Source organism: Cnuibacter physcomitrellae (genome assembly GCF_014640535.1).
GTDB lineage: Bacteria > Actinomycetota > Actinomycetes > Actinomycetales > Microbacteriaceae > Cnuibacter > Cnuibacter physcomitrellae.
In genome coordinates this window covers 1,329,609-1,345,789 of record NZ_BMHD01000001.1, presented here as the reverse complement: position 1 = coordinate 1,345,789, position 16,181 = coordinate 1,329,609, and the positions used below count along the sequence as shown (strand labels likewise).

General features: G+C 70.7%; 14 protein-coding genes and 1 tRNA gene. 11 read left to right on the top strand and 4 right to left on the bottom strand.

The genetic code is table 11. From position 1 onward, the window contains the following. Positions 1-52 precede the first annotated feature (52 nt). The 9 genes from topA to IEX69_RS06210 all read left to right on the top strand — a co-directional run bounded on the left by topA (position 53) and on the right by IEX69_RS06210 (position 10,180). Positions 53-2,818, top strand: coding sequence for a type I DNA topoisomerase (gene topA / locus IEX69_RS06250; protein WP_085020207.1), 2,766 nt, complete (start codon positions 53-55; stop codon positions 2,816-2,818). Further along, the gene (gene tmk, locus IEX69_RS06245) at positions 2,815-3,450 is read left to right on the top strand and encodes a dTMP kinase (RefSeq protein WP_085020206.1); all 636 of its coding nucleotides are present in this window, start codon (positions 2,815-2,817) and stop codon (positions 3,448-3,450) included. The genes topA and tmk overlap by 4 nt, the downstream gene beginning before the upstream one ends. 50 nt (positions 3,451-3,500) lie before the next feature. Continuing rightward, entirely contained in the window at positions 3,501-4,718 is a 1,218-nt protein-coding gene (locus tag IEX69_RS06240; protein ID WP_085020205.1) for a DNA polymerase III subunit delta', read from the top strand. Beyond that, a complete protein-coding gene (locus IEX69_RS06235) occupies positions 4,715-6,274 on the top strand; it encodes an alpha/beta hydrolase (protein ID WP_085020204.1) in 1,560 nt (519 codons plus the stop codon). Before IEX69_RS06240 ends, IEX69_RS06235 begins: the two co-directional genes overlap by 4 nt. Further along, on the top strand, positions 6,262-6,912 hold the full coding sequence (locus IEX69_RS06230) for a TetR family transcriptional regulator (protein WP_174604470.1): 651 nt from the start codon (positions 6,262-6,264) through the stop codon (positions 6,910-6,912). Before IEX69_RS06235 ends, IEX69_RS06230 begins: the two co-directional genes overlap by 13 nt. 81 nt (positions 6,913-6,993) lie before the next feature. Beyond that, positions 6,994-7,069 (top strand) — tRNA-Thr (locus IEX69_RS06225). 89 nt (positions 7,070-7,158) lie between these two features. After that, on the top strand, positions 7,159-8,157 hold the full coding sequence (locus IEX69_RS06220) for a Gfo/Idh/MocA family protein (RefSeq protein ID WP_085020202.1): 999 nt from the start codon (positions 7,159-7,161) through the stop codon (positions 8,155-8,157). Then, on the top strand, positions 8,157-9,572 hold the full coding sequence (locus IEX69_RS06215; RefSeq protein ID WP_085020201.1) for a D-alanyl-D-alanine carboxypeptidase/D-alanyl-D-alanine-endopeptidase: 1,416 nt from the start codon (positions 8,157-8,159) through the stop codon (positions 9,570-9,572). Before IEX69_RS06220 ends, IEX69_RS06215 begins: the two co-directional genes overlap by 1 nt. Before the next feature lie 20 nt (positions 9,573-9,592). After that, a complete protein-coding gene (locus IEX69_RS06210; protein WP_085020200.1) occupies positions 9,593-10,180 on the top strand; it encodes an isochorismatase family protein in 588 nt (195 codons plus the stop codon). 36 nt (positions 10,181-10,216) lie between these two features. Here IEX69_RS06210 and trpS read toward each other — a convergent pair whose 3' ends face one another. Both trpS and IEX69_RS06200 read right to left on the bottom strand, forming a co-directional pair. After that, positions 10,217-11,233 (bottom strand): tryptophan--tRNA ligase, encoded by a 1,017-nt coding sequence (trpS, locus tag IEX69_RS06205; protein WP_085020199.1) that lies wholly within the window; start codon positions 11,231-11,233, stop codon positions 10,217-10,219. 44 nt (positions 11,234-11,277) lie between these two features. Then, positions 11,278-12,114, bottom strand: a complete 837-nt coding sequence (locus tag IEX69_RS06200; RefSeq protein ID WP_085020198.1) for an exodeoxyribonuclease III — start codon at positions 12,112-12,114, stop codon at positions 11,278-11,280. Positions 12,115-12,206: 92 nt separating this feature from the next. On the opposite strand from IEX69_RS06200, the gene IEX69_RS06195 reads away from it, so the two are divergent. After that, complete coding sequence (locus IEX69_RS06195; RefSeq protein ID WP_085021516.1) at positions 12,207-13,460, top strand: YihY/virulence factor BrkB family protein; 1,254 nt, start codon at positions 12,207-12,209, stop codon at positions 13,458-13,460. A 1-nt stretch (position 13,461) separates the two neighbouring features. Here IEX69_RS06195 and IEX69_RS06190 read toward each other — a convergent pair whose 3' ends face one another. Beyond that, complete coding sequence (locus IEX69_RS06190; RefSeq protein ID WP_229756249.1) at positions 13,462-14,586, bottom strand: FUSC family protein; 1,125 nt, start codon at positions 14,584-14,586, stop codon at positions 13,462-13,464. Between the two features lie 16 nt (positions 14,587-14,602). Beyond that, positions 14,603-15,109 carry a GtrA family protein gene (locus IEX69_RS06185; protein ID WP_229756248.1) on the bottom strand — a complete coding sequence of 169 codons (507 nt, stop codon included), beginning with the start codon at positions 15,107-15,109 and terminating at the stop codon, positions 14,603-14,605. A 196-nt stretch (positions 15,110-15,305) separates the two neighbouring features. Between IEX69_RS06185 and IEX69_RS06180 the strand changes: the two genes are divergently transcribed. Beyond that, positions 15,306-16,064, top strand: a complete 759-nt coding sequence (locus IEX69_RS06180; RefSeq protein WP_085020197.1) for a polyprenol monophosphomannose synthase — start codon at positions 15,306-15,308, stop codon at positions 16,062-16,064. Positions 16,065-16,181 lie beyond the last annotated feature (117 nt).

The window sequence follows — 16,181 nt, the reverse complement described above, 5'->3', positions numbered from 1 at the left end:
CAGGCAATCACTGTGTATCGTGTGCCTGGTCGCATATATAAGGAGAAACACGTTGGCATCGCGCAAGCTCGTGATCGTCGAGTCGCCCACCAAGGTCAAGTCCATCGCCCAGTACCTCGGCGAGGGCTTCGACGTGCTGGCCTCGGTGGGGCACATCCGCGATCTCATCGAGCCGAAGAACCTTCCCGCCGAGCTCAAGAAGGGCTCGCTCGGAAAGTTCTCCGTCGACGTCGAGAACGGCTTCGAGCCCTACTACGTCGTGAGCGACGCGAAGAAGAAGACCGTGTCCGAGCTCAAGAAGGCCCTGGCGGGCGCCGACGAGCTCTACCTCGCCACTGATGAGGATCGCGAGGGCGAGGCCATCGCCTGGCACCTGCTCCAGGTGCTGAAGCCGAAGGTGCCGGTCAAGCGCATGGTGTTCCACGAGATCACCCGCGAGGCGATCGAGGCGGCGCGCGACAACACCCGCCAGATCGACGACGCCCTGGTCGACGCCCAGGAGACCCGACGCATCCTCGACCGGCTCTACGGCTACGAGGTGTCGCCCGTGCTCTGGCGCAAGGTCGGCCCCGGTCTCTCGGCCGGCCGCGTGCAGTCGGCGGCCACGCGACTCGTGGTCGACCGTGAGCGCGAGCGCCTCGCGTTCACCTCCGCGAACTACTGGGACCTCACCGCCACCCTCGCGGCGGCCGACGCTGCCACCGCGGCCGACACCGACTCGTTCCAGGCGCGCATCTCACGCCTCAACGGGGAGCGTGTCGCCAGCGGTCGCGACTTCGACGAGTCGGGTGCGCTCAAGGGCAAGGCCGTGCTCCTCAGCGAGCCGGCCGCCCTGGCCCTGAAGGATGCGCTGAAGGCTCCCGGCGTCGACATCACGGTGTCGTCGGTCGAGTCGAAGCCCTACACCCGCAGGCCGGCTGCGCCGTTCACCACCTCGACGCTGCAGCAGGAGGCGGCCCGCAAGCTCCGCTTCTCCGCACGGCAGACGATGAGCGTGGCGCAGTCGCTCTACGAGAACGGCTACATCACCTACATGCGCACCGACTCGCCGTCGCTCTCGCAGCAGGCGATCAAGGCGGCCCGCAGCCAGGCGGCCGCGCTCTACGGCGCCGACACGGTGCCCGACAAGCCGCGCCTGTACGCCGGGAAGAGCAAGAACGCCCAGGAGGCCCACGAGGCCATCCGTCCCGCCGGAGAGGTGTTCCGCACCCCGTCCGAGCTCTCCAGCTCCCTGCGCGGCAACGACTTCCGCCTCTACGACCTCATCTGGAAGCGCACCGTCGCCTCTCAGATGGCCGACGCGAAGGGCTCGACCGCGACCGTGACCATCTCGGCCGGCCCGGTCGAGGTCGCCGAGCTCGGCGGCACGACCACGGGGGAGTTCACCGCGTCCGGGACGGTCATCACCTTCCGAGGCTTCCTGAACGCCTACGAGGAGGGCCGCGACGAGGAGCGGAACGCCTCGACCGAGCCGGCCGAGGCCAAGCTGCCGAACCTCGCCGAGGGCCAGGCGCTGGCCGCCCGCGAGATCGAGGCCGCCGGACACGACACGACCCCGCCGCCGCGCTACACGGAGGCGAGCCTCGTGAAGGCGCTGGACGAGCTGGGCATCGGACGCCCGTCGACGTACGCGTCCATCATCTCGACCATCATCGACCGCGGCTACGTCACTCCCCGCGGCCAGGCGCTCGTCCCGAGCTGGACCGCGTTCTCGGTCGTGCGCCTCCTGGAGGACTTCTTCACCGAGCTGGTCGACTACGACTTCACCGCGGCGCTCGAGGCGGACCTCGACAAGATCGCCGACGGCGACGAGGACCGGGTCGACTGGCTGAACGGCTTCTACTTCGGCAGCGACGACCACCCGGGTCTGCGCCGCGTCATCGACAACCTGGGCGACATCGACGCCCGGGCGGTCAACTCGATCTCCATCACCGACGACATCACCCTGAGGATCGGCAAGTACGGCCCCTACCTCGAGGTCGTCGACCCCTCCGGCGACCTCGATGCGCCGCCGCGGCGGGTCAACCTCCCTCAGGACCTCGCCCCCGACGAGCTCACGCCCGAGAAGGCGCGCGAGCTGGTCGACGCGCCGGTGGTCACCGACCGGGTGATCGGGATCAACCCCGAGAACGGCAAGCAGATCCTCGCGAAGGACGGCCGTTTCGGTCCGTACGTCACTGAGGCCGATCCCGAGCCGGAGACCGACGCCGCCGCTGCGGCGAGCGTCGAGCCGGTCGCCGAGGAGAAGCCCAAGCGCGGGGCCAAGAAGGCTCCCGCCGCTCCGAAGCCGCGGACGGCGTCGCTCTTCAAGTCGATGGACCTGGCGACGATCGACCTCGACACGGCGCTCAAGCTGCTCGACCTCCCGCGCACGGTCGGCGCCGACCCCGAGTCGGGCGAGCCGATCACCGCGCAGAACGGCCGATACGGTCCGTACCTCAAGAAGGGCAGCGACACCCGCTCGCTCGACTCCGAGGACCTCATCTTCGAGGTCGACCTCGACAAGGCGCTCGAGCTGTTCGCCCAGCCGAAGTACGGCGCCCGGCGCGCCTCGAGTGCGTTGAAGGAGTTCGCCGAGGATCCGGTGAGCGGCAAGCCGATCAAGGTGAAGGACGGCCGGTTCGGTCCGTACGTCACCGACGGCACCACCAACGCCACGATCCCCCGCGGCGAGGACGTGGAGGACGTCGACTTCGAGCGTGCCGTGCAGCTCCTCGCCGACAAGCGGGCGAAGGGGCCGGCGAAGCCCAAGGGCCGGGCGAAGTCGACGACCACGTCGACCCGGAAGACGACGACCCGATCGACCTCGAAGAAGTGACCCAGGGGCTCTTCATCACCCTCGAGGGCGGCGACGGCTCGGGCAAGACCACCCAGGCGGCGCTGCTCCAGGAATGGCTCGAGTCGGAGGGGCGCACCGTCGTGCGCACCCGGGAGCCGGGCGGCACGCCGTTCGGCGTCGAGGTGCGCGAGATCGTGCTGCACAGCCGCGAGCACATCACGCCGCGCGCCGAGGCCCTGCTGTACGCCGCCGACCGGGCCCACCACGTCGCCACCGTCGTCCGGCCCGCCCTGGAGCGCGGCGAGGTCGTCCTCCAGGACCGCTACCTCGACTCGTCGGTGGCCTACCAGGGCGCCGGGCGGGTGCTCGACGCGGCCGAGGTCCGCGACCTGTCGCTCTGGGCGGCGGAGGGGCTCCTCCCCGACCTCACGATCCTGCTCGACCTCGACGAGGATGCCGCGCGCCGGCGCCTCGACGCGGCGAACAAGCGCTTCGACCGGCTGGAGGCGGAGAAGGCCGAGTTCCACCGGCGCGTGCGCGAGGCGTACCTGGGGCTTGCCGAGGCGGAGGCCGACCGGTTCCTGGTCGTGGACGCCTCGCTCCCGCCCGAGGAGATCGCGAAGGTCATCCGCGAGCGGCTCGCCGCCGCGGGTGTCGGCAGGACCGCCTAGATTCGAAGCACGACCGAGAGAGCCGTGGAGCAGCCGAGGGAGGGCGAGCGATGAGCGTGTGGGACGATCTCACGGGGCAGCCTGCCGCCGTCGACGTGTTCCGGGCGGCCGCGGGCTCCGGCAGTGCGCCGGGGGAGCGCGGCGCCGGCTCCGCTCCCGACTCGATGACGCACGCGTGGCTCATCACCGGCCCGCCCGGGTCGGGTCGCTCGAACCTCGCCTACGCGTTCGCGTCGGCCCTGCTGTGCACGCGGGGCGGATGCGGCGAGTGCGCCGACTGCCGCCAGGTCGCGGCCCGCACGCATCCCGACCTGTCCGTGCTGGCCACCGAGCGGGTGATCATCTCGATCGACGAGGTGCGCTCGCTCGTCTCGTCGTCGCAGTTCTCCCCGTCGGTGTCGCGCTACCGCGTCGTGGTCATCGAGGATGCCGACCGCATGGTCGAGCGCACCTCCAACGTCCTGCTGAAGGCGCTCGAGGAGCCGCCCGAGCGCACGGTGTGGATCCTGTGCGCCCCGAGCGAGGCCGATCTCCTGCCGACGATCCGCTCGCGGGTGCGGTCCGTGCGGCTGCGGGTGCCGTCGGTGTCCGACGTCGCCGCGCTGCTGGAGCGCCGCGACGGCGTCGACCCTGAGGTCGCCCTCGTGGCCGCTCGCGAGGCCCAGAGCCACATCGGCATGGCGCACCGGCTCGCCACCGACGAGGAGGCACGTCGTCGTCGGGCCGAGACGGTCGATCTCGCGCTGTCGGTCTCGACGGTGGGTGAGGCGGTCGCGGGAGCCGCGCGTCTGCTCGAGATCGCCGGTGCCGACGCGAAGGCGATCACCGAGCAGCGCGATGCGGAGGAGCGCGAGCACGCCCTCCGGTCGCTCGGGGTCGAGCCGGGCCAGGCCGTCCCCATGGCCCTGCGGGGCCAGATCAAGGCGCTGGAGGACGACCAGAAGCGGCGGGCCACACGCAGCCTCCGCGACGGCCTCGACCGCATCCTCACCGACCTCCAGTCGCTCTACCGCGATCTGGTGCTGCTGCAGCTCGGCGCCGAGGTGGAGCTGGTCAACGCCAGCATCGAGGATCGGCTCCGCGCTCTCGCCGAGGCGCTCGATCCGGTCTCCGTGCTGTCCGCTCTCGACGCGCTCACAGACGCGCGTCGGAGGATACAGGCCAACGTCGCCCCCACCCTGGCCCTCGAGGCCATGCTGGTGACGCTCGCCCAGTCGAGGGCGCAGGCCCACGTCCCGTCCCGTCCGTCACGAAAGGCCTCCGTGTGATCCGCCCCGCCCGCCGCCGACCGCTCGTCGCTCTCGCCGTCGGCGCCCTCGCCGTCACCGTCCTCGCCGGATGCTCGCCCTGGCTCTTCCCCTCGCCCGACGCCGCGTCGACCGTCGAGCCCACGTCGACGCCCACCGGCGAGACGGTCGATCCGTCGCTCGAGGGCTACTACTCGCAGTCGCTGACGTGGGACGACTGCGGCCAGGGCTTCGTGTGCTCCACCGCCACCGCACCCCTCGACTGGTCGAACCCGGATGACGGGCAGACCATCGACCTCGCCCTCGTGAGGCACCCGGCCAGCGGTTCCAAGGTTGGGTCGCTGCTGGTCAATCCCGGTGGCCCGGGCGCTTCGGCGTTCGACTTCGTGCGCCAGTCGGTCGACTTCGCCGCCCACCCCGACCTCCAGCAGGAGTACGACATCGTCGGGGTCGACCCCCGCGGCGTCGGCCGCTCGAGCGCGATCTCGTGCCTCGACGACAAGCAGGCCGATGCGTTCTTCTTCGACATCCTGCCCGGCCAGCGGGGCTCGCAGGAGTGGCAGGATGCGCTGCGGCAGAGCTCGAAGACCTTCGCCGACGCCTGCGCCGCGAACACGGGGCCGCTGCTGGAGTTCATCGACACCGAGTCGAGCGCACGCGACATGGACATGATCCGCGCCCTCCTCGGTGACGACAAGCTCAACTACCTCGGCTACTCCTACGGCACGTCGCTCGGCGCGCACTACGCGGGCCTGTTCCCCGACAAGGTCGGCCGCATGGTGCTCGACGGGGCCGAGAACCCGGAGTCGACGAGCTTCGACCTGACGCTGACCCAGGCGCAGGGCTTCGAGAGCGCGCTCAAGGCGTACCTCGAGAGCTGCACGAAGGAGTCGGACTGCTGGTTCCAGGGCAGCGCCGACGACGGGCTCAAGGAGGTGCAGGGTCTCCTCGCCCAGGTCGACAAGAAGCCGATCCCCAACGAGGACGGACGACAGCTCGGATCCTCGAGCCTGCTCACCGCGATCATGGACCCGCTGTACAGCGAGTCGCTCTGGTCCGACCTCGACTACATGTTCGAGTCGGTGAAGGAGGGCGAGGCCGGTGCCGCGTTCACGCTCGTCGACGACTACTACAGCCGTTCCTCCGACGGGACGTACTACGACAACCTCATCCAGAACTTCAACGCGATCACCTGCGCCGACTACCCGGTGACCACCGACCCCGCGGTGATCGCCCAGCAGAACGAGCAGCTGATCGCGGCCTCGCCGACGGTCGGTCCGTACTGGACGTACGGAGACATCGGCTGCTCGGTCTGGCCCTACCCCAGCCGCGCTGTGCCCGGTCCCATCACCGCGGCCGGGTCGCAGCCGATCCTCGTGGTGGGCACCACCAACGACCCGGCGACCCCGTACGTCTGGGCGCAGGCGCTGGCGTCGCAGCTCGAGAACGGTCACCTGATCACCTACCAGGGCGAGGGCCACACCGCCTACAACACGTCGTCCTGCGTCGACGACGTGGTGAGCGCGTACTTCCTCGACGGCACGGTGCCGTCGAGCGATCCGCAGTGCACGTCGTGAGTCCCGCCCGGCCGGCGTCGCTCGGCCGGCGCGAGACCAAGCGTCTCGCCACACGGCGCGCGATCGAGGTGGCCGCGCTCGAGCTGGCGGCCGAGCGCGGCTTCGACGACGTCACCGTCGACGACATCAGCGCGCGCGCCGGTGTCTCCGCCCGCACGTTCTTCAACTACTTCGCCACCAAGGAGGCCTCGGTCGGCGGCGACACCCCGTTCGTGCTGACGGAGGCCTCCGTCGAGCGCTACGTCGAGCATCCGCAGGCCGACCCGCTGGCCGACCTCGTCGAGCTGATCGCCTCGAGCATGGCCGGGGTGGAGGATGCCGACCCGGAGCTGTACCGGCTGCGGCGCTCGCTCGTCGCGCAGACCCCCGCGGTGCTGTCGGTGAAGTTCGCGCAGATGCGCGAGCTCGAGGCCCAGGTGATCGACGCGGTCGCCCGACGCCTGGCATCGGATGCGCGCGCCGCGGCTGGGTCCGACGGAGGCGAGGCGGCCGACGACGACGTGGTGCCGAGGGCCCGGACGATCGCCATGGTCGCCATGGCGCTGCTGCGTTCGTCGTCGATCGCGTGGGCGGAGCATCCCGACCAGGCCCCTGCCGCGCAGCTCCTGCGCGAGAGCCTGCGGCTCCTCCGCGCCTGAGGCGACGGCGCGGATGCGTGGCACGCGCACGCCCCGCGCATCGGCTATGCTTGCATGCTGTGTCGCCCGCACGGCGGTCACGCCGCCTTAGCTCAGTCGGCAGAGCGATTCACTCGTAATGAATAGGTCAAGGGTTCGATTCCCTTAGGCGGCTCCACACGAAGGCCCCGGTTCGCCGGGGCCTTTCGCGTTCCCGAGCGCTCCCTCGAGTCGCGCGGGAGGCCCTGCGCAGGGGAGGATGGAGTCATGAGCGACAGCATCCGATGGGGGATCCTCGGCACCGGCGGGATCGCCCGCACCTTCACCACCGACCTGCGGGCCGCGGGCCTCGAGGTCGCCGCCGTGGGCTCACGCTCGACGGAGAGCGCCGAGGCGTTCGCGGCGGAGTTCGACGTGCCCCGCGCCCACGGCAGCTACGAGGAGCTGGCCGCCGACCCCGACGTCGACGTCGTCTACGTGGCCAGCCCTCACCCCTTCCACGCCGAGCACGCCCTGATGATGATCGCGGCGGGCAAGCACGTGCTCATCGAGAAGGCCTTCACGGTGAACGCGGCTCAGGCCGAGCGGATCGCCGAGGCGGCTCGGGAGGCCGGGGTCGCCGTCATCGAGGCGATGTGGACCCGCTTCCTGCCGCACATGGTGCGGATCCGCGAGATCATCGCCGCCGGGACCCTCGGCGACGTCCGGACGGTGCTCGCCGAGCACGACCAGGACCTCCCGGACGACCCGGCGCATCGGGTGAACGACCTCGCCCTGGGCGGAGGCGCGCTCCTCGACCTGGGCATCTACCCCGTCTCGTTCGCCATCGACATGCTCGGGCTGCCCACGCGCATCCTGGCGCACAGCACGATGTCCGCCACGGGCGCCGACCGCCAGACGGCGATCATCTTCGAGCACGAGGGCGGCCGGCAGAGCGTGTCGCACAGCGCCCTCGACGCCGCGGGGCGAGTAGGGGCCCAGGTCATCGGCACCGACGCCCGGATCGAGATCGACCCGTGGTGGTACGGCGCGACCGGCTTCAGGGTCGTGGCCCCCGGCGGCGAGGTGCTCGAGGAGTACACCGACACCGTCGAGTCGCGAGGCATGCAGTACGAGGCGCTCGAGATGGAGCGGGTCATCCGCGCGGGCGAGCACACCAGCCCGCTCATGCCGATCGAGCAGTCGGTGGCGATCATGCACGTGCTCGACCGCATCCGTGAGCAGATCGGGCTGGTGTACCCCGGAGAGCAGGGCTCCGTCTCCTGATGGCGGGAGGCGTCTGGGGCGTCGTGCGCCGTCATCCGCGGGCCTGGCTCGCGGGTGCGGCGACCGTCGCGTTCGTGCTCGTCGGGGGGAGCGCCTTCGCCGTGGGAACGGCGGTGGGCGGCGAGGAGTCCGCGCCGGCGCCCGCCGCGGTCGCCGCGACCGCCACGGTGACCCCTGAGCCGACGCCGACCCAGCGCCCGCAGCCCCAGGCCGCGCCGGTGGGCGGCCCCGTCCGCACGTGCTCGATCGCCGAGGAGGCGTCGGACGGCAGGCTCGGCACCTTCCTCGGCCAGGTGCGCGACGCCTCGACCGGGGAGGTGCTGTTCGACCGCAACGGCTCGACGCCGGCGAGGACCGCCAGCGTGATGAAGGTGCTGACGAGCGCCGCGGCCCTCGCGGTGCTGGGACCGGACCACCGCGTCCCGACCACCGTCGTCAAGGGATCGGCGCCCGGTCAGGTGGTGCTCGTCGGCGGCGGCGACATCACCCTGGCCAGCGGCTCCTCGAACATCTACGCCGGATCGGCCAGCATGCTCGACCTCGCCGCCCAGGTGTCGCAGGCGTGGTCCGCCGACCCGACGACGGCGGGCACCCCGATCACCTCGATCGTCCTCGACGCGAGCGTGTTCTCCGGGGATCGCTGGCAGCCGTCGTGGAACCGCAAGGAGCAGCGCGACGGCTACTCGTCGGAGGTCACCGGCCTGCAGGTCGACGGCGACCGAGCCGACCCCTCGGCGAACGTGTCGGCGCGGAGCGACGACGCCGTGGCCTCGGCCGGCCAGGCGTTCGCCGCGGCACTCGGGGTCTCGGCGTCGCTCTCCGAGGGCGTCGCACCCGCGGGCGCGCCCCAGCTGGGTCAGGTGCTGTCGGCTCCGGTGAGCACCATGATCCCGGATGCGCTGCTGCGGTCCGACAACACCGAGGCCGAGATGCTCGCGCGGCTGGTGGCGGTCGAGCTCGGGGTCGGCAACGACTTCGCGGCGCTGAACGTCGCCATCCCGCAGGCGCTGGCGACCTACGGGCTCGACACGTCCGGGCTCACGATCGTCGACGGTTCGGGCCTCTCGGACGACAACGGCGTGCCCCCCGACTTCCTCACGCGGCTGTTCACGAAGATCCAGGCCCAGGAGGGGAACCTCTCGGTGATCTACCACGGCCTGCCCGTCGCGGGGGAGACCGGCACCCTCGCCGGCCGCTTCGGCGGCGCGGCCTCGGTCGCTGCCGGCCACGTCATCGCCAAGACGGGCTGGATCGACACCGGCTACACCCTGAGCGGCATCATCCAGGCCGCCGACGGCTCCGTGCTCACCTTCGCGTTCTACGCGCTCGACGACGTCGGCGACAGCGCGAGGGCGGCACTCGACACCCTCACCGCCGCCGCGTACTCCTGCGGCGCCGGTCTCTCCAACCGCTGACCGCATCCGAAAGGCTCACCATGTCCACGGCGCTCTTCGTCATCGACGTGCAGAACGACTTCACCGAGGGAGGGGCTCTCGGCGTCCAGGGCGGTGCCGCCGTCGCCGAGGGGATCTCGCGGCTCCTCGCGGCGCATCCCGACGCCTACGACCTCGTCATCGCCTCACGAGACTGGCACGACGGCGACAACGACAACGGGGGCCACTTCTCCTCGGAGCCCGACTTCCTCGACTCGTGGCCGCCGCACTGCGTCGCCGGCACGCACGGGGCGGAGTACCACGACGACCTGACCGCGCACGCGATCGACTTCCACGTGCGCAAGGGGCAGGGACAACCGGCCTACTCGATCTACGAGGGCGTGACCGAGGAGGGCGGCACGGTCCGCGACCTCCTCGACTCCCACGGCGTGACCGACATCGACGTGGTGGGCCTCGCCACCGACTACTGCGTCCGCGCCTCGGCGCTCGACGCGCTCGCCCACGGGCGACGGGTGCGGGTCATCACCGACCTCGTCGCGGGGGTCTCAGCGGAGGGGTCGCGCGAGGCGCTCGCCGAGCTCACGCGTGCCGGAGCGGACCTCATCACCTCGGACCACGTCACGCCCTGACGCCGGGCGCGTCGTGCGCCGCCCCACCCGGTGGGCTCAGCGCGCAGCGCGCGGGAGGAAGCCGACGCGGTCGTACACGGTCGCGACCGTGGCCGAGGCCACCTCGTTGGCCCGGTCGGCGTTGATGCCGAGCAGCCGATCGAGCTCCGCCGGGTCGTCGAGCAGCTCGAGCGCTCGCTGGCGGATGGGGCCGAGCTCGGCCACGACCGCCTCGGCCAGCGCCTTCTTGAGCGTGCCGTACCCGCCCCCCGCGAACTCGTCGACCACCGAGTCGACGGTGCGACCGGTGAGGACGGCGAAGATCGTGATGAGGTTCGACAGCCCCGGCTTCGCGGCCGGGTCGTAGCGCACCTCGCCGTCGTTGTCGGTCACCGCCCGCATGATCTTCTTCGCCGTCACCGCCGGGTCGTCGAGCAGCCAGATCACGCCCGCGGCCGAGGACGCCGACTTCGACATCTTCGACTCCGGGTTCTGGAGGTCGTAGATCTTCGCGGTGTCCTTCACGATGTAGGGCTCCGGCACGGTGAAGGTCTGGCCGAAGCGCGAGTTGAAGCGGTTCGCGAGGTCGCGGGTCAGCTCGATGTGCTGGCGCTGATCCTCGCCCACCGGCACCTGGTTGGCCTGGTAGAGCAGGATGTCGCCCGCCTGGAGGATCGGATACGTGAAGAGGCCGACGGACGCGGCGTCCTGCCCCTGCTTGGCGGCCTTGTCCTTGAACTGGGTCATGCGCGACGCCTCGCCCATGCCGGTGATGGTGTTGAGCACCCAGGCGAGCTCGGCGTGCGCCGGGACCTGGGACTGCACGAAGAGGGTCGACCGAGACGGATCGATGCCGGCGGCGATGTACTGCGCGGTGGTGCGCCGGGTGTTCTCGCGCAGCACCGCGGGGTCCTGGGGAACGGTGATGGCGTGCAGGTCGGCGAGGAAGAAGAAGGCGTCGTGAGTCTCCTGAAGCGCCTTCCAGCTGAGCAGCGCGCCCACGTAGTTGCCCAGGTGGAGCGAGTCGGCGGAGGGCTGCATGCCCGAGAGGAGGCGGGGACGGGGGGATTCCATGGCTGCGAGTCCTTGTGCGGGGGAGGAAGGAGAGGGTTGTCGCGTCAGAGCGCGTAGTCGACCACGACGGGGGCGTGGTCGCTGAACCGGGCGTCGTACGACTCGGCGCGGTCGACGGTGTACGACGTCATCCGCTCGGCGAGCTCGGGAGTGGCGAGCTGGTAGTCGATCCGCCAGCCCGTGTCGTTGTCGAACGCCTGGCCGCGCCAGGACCACCACGTGTACGGACCCTCGACCTCGCCGGCGGACCGGCGACCGAGGTCGACCCAGCCGAGCCCGGCGCCGGCGTTGTACCGGTCGTCGCCCTCGGCGCCGAGGATGCGGTCGAAGTACTCCCGCTCCTTCGGCAGGAAGCCGGCGCGCTTGACGTTGCCCTTCCAGTTGCGGATGTCGAGCGTGCGGTGCCCGACGTTGAGGTCGCCGACCACGAGCGACAGGGGGTTGTGCCGCTGCAGCTCGGGCAGGTGCTCGAGCATCGCGTCGAGGAAGCGGTACTTCTCGACCTGCTTGGGGGTGTCGGCCTCGCCGGAGTGCACGTACGCCGACACGATGGTGACGGTGGTGTCGCCCACCTCGTAGTCGGCCTCGAGCCAGCGGCCGGCGCTGTCGAAGTCGTCGGGCCCGAAGGTGACGCGGTGGATCGAGGCCTTCGAGCGGCTCGCGATCGCCACACCCGCTCGGCCCTTCGCCGTGGCGGGGTCGTGCACGACATCCCACTCGTCGCCGAGCGCCGCGACGATGTCGTCGGTCGAGGCCCGCACCTCCTGCATGGCCAGCACGTCGATCCCGCGCCCGGCGAGCCAGTCGCCCATGCCCCTGCGGAACGCGGCGCGGATGCCGTTGACGTTCACACTGGCGACACGGAGGGACTTCGAGCTCATGCATCCAGCCTACCGATCACCGCCGACGGCGGTCCTCGGCGCAGGGAGGACGATCCGGGCGGAGGACGGTCCACAGTGGGATGCTGGGTCGCATGAGCCAGGTGCGTGACACGAACCGCCCCGACGGTCCCAGCGCCGACGACACCCGGTCCGTGCAACGGGCCGGAGACGCCGCCCAGACGCGGGACGACGATCAGGCGCTCACGCGGACGCAGGAGCGGGGCCGTCCCACGGTCGACGTGGACGAGAAGAAGGAGCCGCCGGAGAAGCCGAAGTCCGGCCTTCAGCGACTGATCGCCCGGGTCATGGCGCTGAAGCCCGTGCGCGTCTTCCTCCGCTTCTCGGCGTCGGGGGGCGAGCTCATGGCGTCGGGGACGGCGTTTCAGGCGGTGTTCGCCATCTTCGCGGGCATCTGGGTGGGCTTCTCCGTCTTCGGGATCGTGCTGGCGGGCAATCCGGACCTGCAGGCCGCGGTCATCGACCAGCTCGGCAAGGCCATCCCCGGCCTCATCGGCGACAGCGGCGCCATCAAGACCGACGCGCTGCAGCAGGCGGGGATCTTCGGCTGGACCGGTGCGATCGCCTTGGTCGGACTCGTGCTGACGGCGGTCGGCTGGCTCGCCACCACGCGCGACGCGATCCGCCGCATCTTCACGCTCGACCCGCCGAAGACGAACCCCATCCTCCTGAAGCTGAAGGACTTCGGCCTGGCCCTCGGGTTCGGCGTCGCGATCATCGCGTCGGCCGCGGCGAGCATCGTGTCGACCCTCGCGCTCACGTTCATCCTCGGGGTGCTCCGGATCGACGAGGCGTCGCCGGTCGCCATCATCGCCGGGCAGGTGGTGGGCATCCTCATCGTGTTCGCGTTCGACAGCTTCGTGCTGGCCGTGGCGTTCCGGGTGCTGTCGGGCATCCGCATCCCGATGCGTCGGCTCATCGCCGGGGCGATGCTCGGTGGGGCCGGCCTCGGCGTGCTGAAGATCCTCGGGTCGGCGCTCCTCGGCGGAGCCACGAACAACCCGCTGCTGGCCTCCTTCGCCGTGATCATCGGCATCATGATCTTCCTCAACCTGGTCTGCCGGGTGATCCTCCTCTCGGCGACCTGGATCGCCGTCGGCATGGAGGACGCGGGCCTGGACCCGCGGGCGCTCACGCCGGAGGAGCAGGAGGCCGAGCGCGAGCGTCGTGTGGCGGATGCGCGCGACGTGCTGCTCGCCGCCGAGCGCACGCGCCTCGAGGAGGAGCTGGCGGGGGCGCGCGGGCTGCGGCGCCGTCGGGTCCGCAAGCAGCTCGAGAAGCTCGACGAGCTGCAGGACGCCGAGCACCTGGAGCTGCGGAAGCGCTAGGTCAGGAGCGCGGGGGAGCGTCCTGGACGGCGGCGAGGATCTCCTCGCGGACCCGCCGGAGATCCTCGAGCAGCGAGCCGAGCAGCACCCAGTGGGTGGGGTCGGGCACGAGCGTGCGGAGGGGAGAGGTGAGGGCGGGCAGCTCATCGGTGAGCGCCTCGAGGTCGGCCCCGGGGATCTCGGCGTTCGCCAGCACCAGCCGCAGATCGTGCGCCGCCCGGCGCAGCTCCTCCGCGATGCCGGCGGCGGTGGGCTCCGAGTGGAGCGTCGCGTCGAAGTGGTCGTTGAGCGCCCGCGCCATCCCGGTCACCCTCGTGACGAGGATGCTGAGCATGGCCAGCAGCTCCTGGTCGCGCTCGAGGGACTCGCGGTGGGCCGACCGGCGCGGGTTGAACCGCAGGCTCTCGGTCGCGGTGTCGACGGCGGCGGTCGCCTTGGTCCGCATCGGGGTGAGCAGTCGCGCCTCCACCAGCACCTGATAGCGATTGCGCTCGGCGTCGTCGGGGGAGGAGAGCACGCGGGCGAGGCTCTCGAGCACCACCGCGATCTCCGCGCCGAGGCGACCGACCGCGTCGTCCGCCGGCTGCAGCGACACCGGCGGCACGATCAGCCAGTTGACGACCACGCCGATGATCGCCCCGATGACGGTCTCGATGATGCGATCGACCGCGTAGCCCGGGGTCGCCGAGCCGATCGAGAGGACGAGCATGGCGCTGATCGGCACCTGCACGGTCGACGACTGCGGGAAGCGGAGCGCCCAGGCGACGAGCAGCGACGCGACGATGGCCACCAGGATGAGCCAGCTGGGGGAGCCGAAGACGAGGGCGGCGAAGTAGGCGACCAGGACGCCGACGATGACACCCGCCGAGCGCTGCAGCGCGCTCGCGAACGACTGGTTCACGCTCGGCTGCACCACGATGATCGCCGCGATCGCCGCGAACACCGGGACCTGCTGCGGGATGAGCAGGATGCACACCGACCAGGCGGCGAGCGCGGCCACCGCGGTCTTCAGCACCTGCAGGATGGGAGTGCGCCGTTCGGCGCGGAGCATCCTCGTCTGCGCCGCGACGATCTCGGTCCAGCGGCGTCGCGGCGAGGGGCGGCCGGCGGGCGACGGGGAGGTCATCGGACGCCCCCTCCGGTCAGGAGAGCGAGGTGGTCTTGCCCGCGGTGTCGACGGCGGCGGGCGGGCGGACCCGAGCCTCGCCGAAGACCCACACGCGGTAGAGGACGAAGCGGAAGATCGCCCCGAGACCGAGGCCGATGACGTTCGAGGAGATGTTGTCGGCCCACAGGCTGGTCATCCCCATGACGTAGTGCGACACCCAGAGGCACAGCAGCGGGATGCCCATGCCGGCGACGCTGACGATGACGAACTCGACGCTCTCGCGGAGGACGTCGGTGCGGCGTCGGTCGCGGAAGGTCCAGAAGCGGTTGCCCAGCCAGTTGATCGCGATCGCCAGCGCGGTGGAGATGAGCTTGGCGTAGACCGGACCGCCGTGCACGTGCGAGGGGTCGAGGACCGTGACGCGCAGCAGGTTGAAGACGCCGACGTCGACGATGAACCCGACGCCTCCCACGAGGCCGAACCGGATGAACTCCATGAGGAGCACGCGGAAGCGCGACTGACTCGTGGGACTGATGCTCATGTGGTGACTGCCGTTTCTGCCGCGTGGTGACGCGCGCGGAGTGCGATCTGGCCCGAAGGGAACCTCCCGTATCCTTCAAGACGATGCTGAGCATAACTGGGGAGAACGATCAGAGAGCATGGATATGCTTTCGAGCGTCGCCGCCCCCGCGGTGCCCTGACTGCCCCCTGAGGCGCCTTGATGGATTGAGAGAACGATGCCGAGAGCCATTGTCGTCATCCCGACGTACAACGAGATCGGGTCGATCGAGAGCGTACTGGACAGGATCCGCGCCACCGACGACACCATCGATGTCCTGGTGGTCGACGACAACTCGCCCGATGGCACCGGCCACCTCATCGATCGCCTCGCGGAGGCGGACCAGCGAATCCACGTGCTTCATCGTACTGAGAAGAACGGTCTCGGCCGGGCCTACGCCGCGGGATTCAGCTGGGCGTTGGATAACGATTACGACTACATCATCGAGATGGACGCCGACGGCTCGCACCAGCCGGAGGAGCTCCCGAGGCTGCTCGCCCTGCTCGACGCCGGCTGCGACGTCGCCATCGGCACACGCTGGATCCCCGGCGGCGTCATCCGGAACTGGCCCGCCTACCGCAAGGCCATCTCGCGGACCGGCACGTTCTACTCGCGCATCATGCTGGGCTCGAAGCTGCACGACCTCACCAGCGGCTACCGCGGCTTCCGCGCCTCGGCGCTGCGCGCCATGGACTTCTCGTCGGTGAACTCCTCCGGCTACGGCTTCCAGGTCGAGCTGGCGTGGAAGTTCGAGCGCTCGGGCGCGAAGATGGGCGAGTTCCCGATCACCTTCGTGGAGCGCGAGGAGGGCGTGTCGAAGATGTCGACCGGCATCGTCGTCGAGGCGCTGGTGAACGTCACCGTCTGGGGCATCTCGAGCCGGCTCGGCCGTGGGCCGGAGCGGCTCCACCTCCCCGCGTCCGCCGACGCGGCGTGATCGTCCGTCGCCGCGCGGCGTGATCCTCCGTCGCCACGGCAGATGACGAACCGGGTCGCGACGACCTGGGAATGAAAGCACGACCGTCCTGCGTTGTGCTAAGACAGAAGCAAGCAC